General features: G+C 62.3%; 5 protein-coding genes. All 5 read left to right on the top strand.

The window, feature by feature from the left end; translation table 11 throughout:
- A partial coding sequence (locus AB4Z11_RS26155) for a hypothetical protein (RefSeq protein ID WP_442028763.1) occupies positions 1–386 on the top strand: 386 nt, incomplete at its 5' end.
- A gap of 5 nt (positions 387–391) precedes the next feature.
- Positions 392–856: a TadE/TadG family type IV pilus assembly protein gene (locus tag AB4Z11_RS26150; RefSeq protein ID WP_442028762.1), complete on the top strand. Its 465-nt coding sequence runs from the start codon at positions 392–394 to the stop codon at positions 854–856.
- A 9-nt stretch (positions 857–865) separates the two neighbouring features.
- The gene (locus AB4Z11_RS26145) at positions 866–1,405 is read left to right on the top strand and encodes a TadE/TadG family type IV pilus assembly protein (RefSeq protein WP_442028761.1); all 540 of its coding nucleotides are present in this window, start codon (positions 866–868) and stop codon (positions 1,403–1,405) included.
- A gap of 22 nt (positions 1,406–1,427) precedes the next feature.
- Positions 1,428–2,585 (top strand): AAA family ATPase, encoded by a 1,158-nt coding sequence (locus tag AB4Z11_RS26140; RefSeq protein ID WP_442028760.1) that lies wholly within the window; start codon positions 1,428–1,430, stop codon positions 2,583–2,585.
- 27 nt (positions 2,586–2,612) lie between these two features.
- Positions 2,613–3,834, top strand: a 1,222-nt coding sequence (locus AB4Z11_RS26135) for a CpaF family protein (protein WP_442028759.1), incomplete at its 3' end; no start/stop codon positions are given.

Genomic DNA, 3,834 nt, shown 5'->3' with positions numbered 1-3,834 from the left:
CACCAGGCACGGACAAGCTGATGTACGGCCCCAAGGGCGGTGCCACTGACTATATCGACGCGAGCAAATACCCAACCACAGCCGGCAACGCCTTCCCGGCCGGGACACCAGCCGCGCCATACAACCAGTCCAGCAACTCGAACTATTACCTGGGACCGACGGGCCGCACCGGTCAAATCGACCGCCGCGTGTTGAACCTTGTGTTGATTAATTGTTCCGCGACGCCGGTTGGCAGTGGTGCATGCGCCAAGATGCCGGCCGTCGGAATTGGCAAATTCTTCATGCTGACGCAGGCCGACTTTTCCGGCTCGCCTAAAAAACTGTTTGTGGAATTCACTGGCCTTGTCGAGCCGGTGCCCACCGCCGAAGTCAAGCTCTATAAGTGAATGCCATGAATAGCCGCCATCATCGCCATACTTCCGGATCCATCGCTGTGGAATTCGCGTTGATCCTGCCGATCATGATCACGTTGCTGGCCGGCGTTTTCGGCCTGGGACGAGCCTTGGCCCAGTACGAAACTCTGACCAAGGCGACCCGTGACGGCGCTCGCCTGTTCAGCATGGCCGCCAAAGCCACGATCAACTCGGCAGCCGTGCAGGCGGCCAAGGACCGCGTGGTGGCCGAGGCCCAGGCTGGCGGAATGCCAGGTTTCGGCAGCAGCAATGTCCTGGTGACCTGCCTGGACAAGACCACCTACGCCGACGGCACCTGCACCGACGGTACTGAGCCAGGCGGTGTGCGCGTCGAAACCACCGGTTGGAGCTATGTCTTCGGCAGCACGGTCCCTCTGCTTACGGGCTCGACAACACTGACGATGAAGGCTTCGACCACCATGCGCTATATGCAGCCCAATTAGGAGGCCGACATGAATGCCCGCCCGTCCCCCCGACACCTGCCGCGCCAGCGCGGCGGCGTAGCCGTCGAATTTGCGCTTCTGGCCTTGTTTGTGTTTTTCCCGCTCATGCTGGCCATCATCGAAGTCGGCCGCTATATGTACGTGTATAACACGATGCAGGAAGTGACCCGGCGCGCCGCGCGCGAAGCGGCCATCCGCTGGACCAGCACGGCGGACAACACGACGGCAAAAACCCTGGCCATGTTTAACAGGACCACTGTCGTTCCAGGCGCCAGCGAAATAACGCCCGGAACCATTAACATCACTTACCTGAACAAGGCCGGAACCGCCGTCATCAACCCGCCCACCGATCCCGCGGACAATATGTCAGCCTGCAATGATGCCCTCCGCACTGCAAGCTGCATCTATTCGGTCCAGGTCCAGATGACGAACGTGCAGTTCACGCCGTTCGTGGCCAACAGCTCCCTGTTCAACAGCAACAGCCTGAAGATCAACATGCCGGCTTCGACCGTGATCATGTATGCAGAAAGCATGGGCTTCACCAACTAGCGAGCGCGCACCGGAGAGCATCATGAAGATCACCGCCATCTCCAACAACGACAAGCATCTCTTCGAAATCGGGCGCCTGCTGCGCGAGCGCAGCGTCACCGATCACGTGGAGCTGGTTTCCGGAGCAATGGACAAGCTGAACACGTCCGAGCACGTGCCGGATCTGGTCCTGCTTGCACAGCCGGTCGTCAACGGCAAGGAATTCGAGCGCATCGAAAGCCTGAGCAGCCAGCATCCTGGCACCGCCATCATCGTCGCCTGCCAGCAGCAGACTCCGGAATTCCTGCTGCAAGCCATGCGCGCCGGCGTGCGCGAAGTGCTGCCGCTGCCGATGGACCAGCATGCACTGATCGAAGCGGTGCGCCGCATCGACGAAAAGCGTGCCGTCTCTTCCCGCGCTACCGGCAAGGTGTTGGCCTTCGTCTCGTGCAAAGGCGGCAGCGGCGCCACCTTCCTCGCTACCAATCTGGCCTACGCGCTGGCCGCTGCAGAAGGCAAGCGCGTGGCCCTGTTCGATCTGAACCTGCAGTTCGGCGATGCTTCCCTGTTCGTGTCCGACCTGCGTCCGGCCGCCAGCCTGGCCCAGGTAGCGCAGCAGATCCACCGCCTCGACCCGTCCTTCCTGGCTTCCAGCATGGTTCAGGTCACCCCCAACTTCGGCGTGCTGGCCGCACCGGAAGACCCGACGCATGCCAACGACGTGCAGCCGGAGCATATCGATGCCCTGCTCAAACTGGCCCGCCAGCACTACGACTTCGTCATTCTCGACATCGGCCGCAACTTCGATGCCGTCAGCGTGCGCGCGCTGGACCATGCGGACATGCTGTTCCCGATCCTGCAGGCCACCCTGCCCTACATCCGCGATGGCAAGCGCCTGCTTTCGGTCTTCCGCTCGCTGGGCTACAGCAGCGACAGAATCAACCTGATCGTCAACCGCTTTTCCAACAGCGGCGACATCCGCCTGGCCGACTGCGAAAAAGCCTATGGCACGCGCATGTTCAAAACCGTTCCGAATCATTACGAAGCGGCTGCTGCCTCCGTCAATCAGGGCGTGCCGATCCTGAAACTGGCGCGCAACAGCCCTGTATCCAAAACATTGCAGGAAATGGCCCGCGAACTGGCCGGCGAGCCAGAGGGCGAACAGCGCGGCTGGCTGTCGCGCATCCTGCAGCGCAATTGAAGACACCGAAGTCCCCGGGAGAGAATCATGCAAATACCAGCTCATACCCTTCGCAACCGCCTTGGCGCCGGCGCCAGCGGCAATGTCGCCCCGCTGCGCACGGAAGGCATCGACAACCGCGCCTATCAGCAGCTCAAGCACCGCATCCACCAGACCCTGCTCGACCGCGTGGATCTGGAAGGCATGCAGCGCCTGACCCAGGACCAGATCAAGGACGAGCTGCGCATCCTGGTCGAGCGCCTGCTCGAAGAGAATATGGTGGTCATCAACGACAGCGAGCGCCGCAACCTCACCCGCGACATCCAGTACGAGGTGCTCGGCTTCGGCCCGTTGGAACCGCTGCTGGCCGACCCGAATATCTCGGACATCCTGGTCAATACCGCGCGCCAGGTCTTCGTGGAACGCCGCGGCTGCCTCGAACTGACGCCGGTGACCTTCAACGACGACGCCCACCTGATGAAGATCATCGACAAGATCGTCTCGCGCGTGGGCCGCCGCATCGACGAATCCAGCCCGATGGTGGACGCCCGCCTGCCGGATGGTTCGCGCGTCAATGCCATCATTCCGCCGCTGGCCATCGACGGCCCGATCCTGTCGATTCGCCGCTTCTCGGCCGAGCCGCTGGGCATGAATGAGCTGATCAGCTTTGGCTCGATGACCGAAGCCATGGCCACCATCCTTCAGGCGCTGGGCAAATCCAAGGTGAACATCCTGATCTCGGGCGGTACCGGCTCCGGCAAGACCACCATGCTGAACGCCGTGTCCGGCCATATCAGCCACAGCGAACGTATCGTGACCATCGAAGACGCGGCCGAACTGCAGCTACAGCAGCCGCACGTAGTGCGCCTGGAAACGCGCCCGCCCAATATCGAAGGCAAGGGCGAGGTGACGCAGCGCGCCCTGGTGCGCAACGCCCTGCGTATGCGTCCCGACCGCATCATCCTGGGCGAGGTGCGCGGCGCCGAAGCGCTGGACATGCTGCAGGCGATGAACACCGGCCATGAAGGCTCGATGGCCACCATCCACGCCAACACCCCGCGCGATGCCCTGACCCGCCTGGAAAACATGATCAGCATGGGCGCCGCCGGCCTGCCGGTGAAAGCCATGCGCCAGCAGATCAGCTCCGCCATCGGCGTCGTGGTGCAGGTGGCGCGCCTGACAGACGGCAAGCGCAAGGTGATGTCGATCTCGGAGATCACCGGCATGGAAGGCGAAATGATCACCATGCAGGAGATCATCTGCTTCAAGC

Origin of the sequence: Pseudoduganella sp. RAF53_2, from assembly GCF_052113985.1 — a bacterium.
GTDB lineage: Bacteria > Pseudomonadota > Gammaproteobacteria > Burkholderiales > Burkholderiaceae_D > Rugamonas.
Note: the sequence above shows the minus strand (reverse complement) of the source record. Positions and strands in the feature narration are given on the sequence as shown.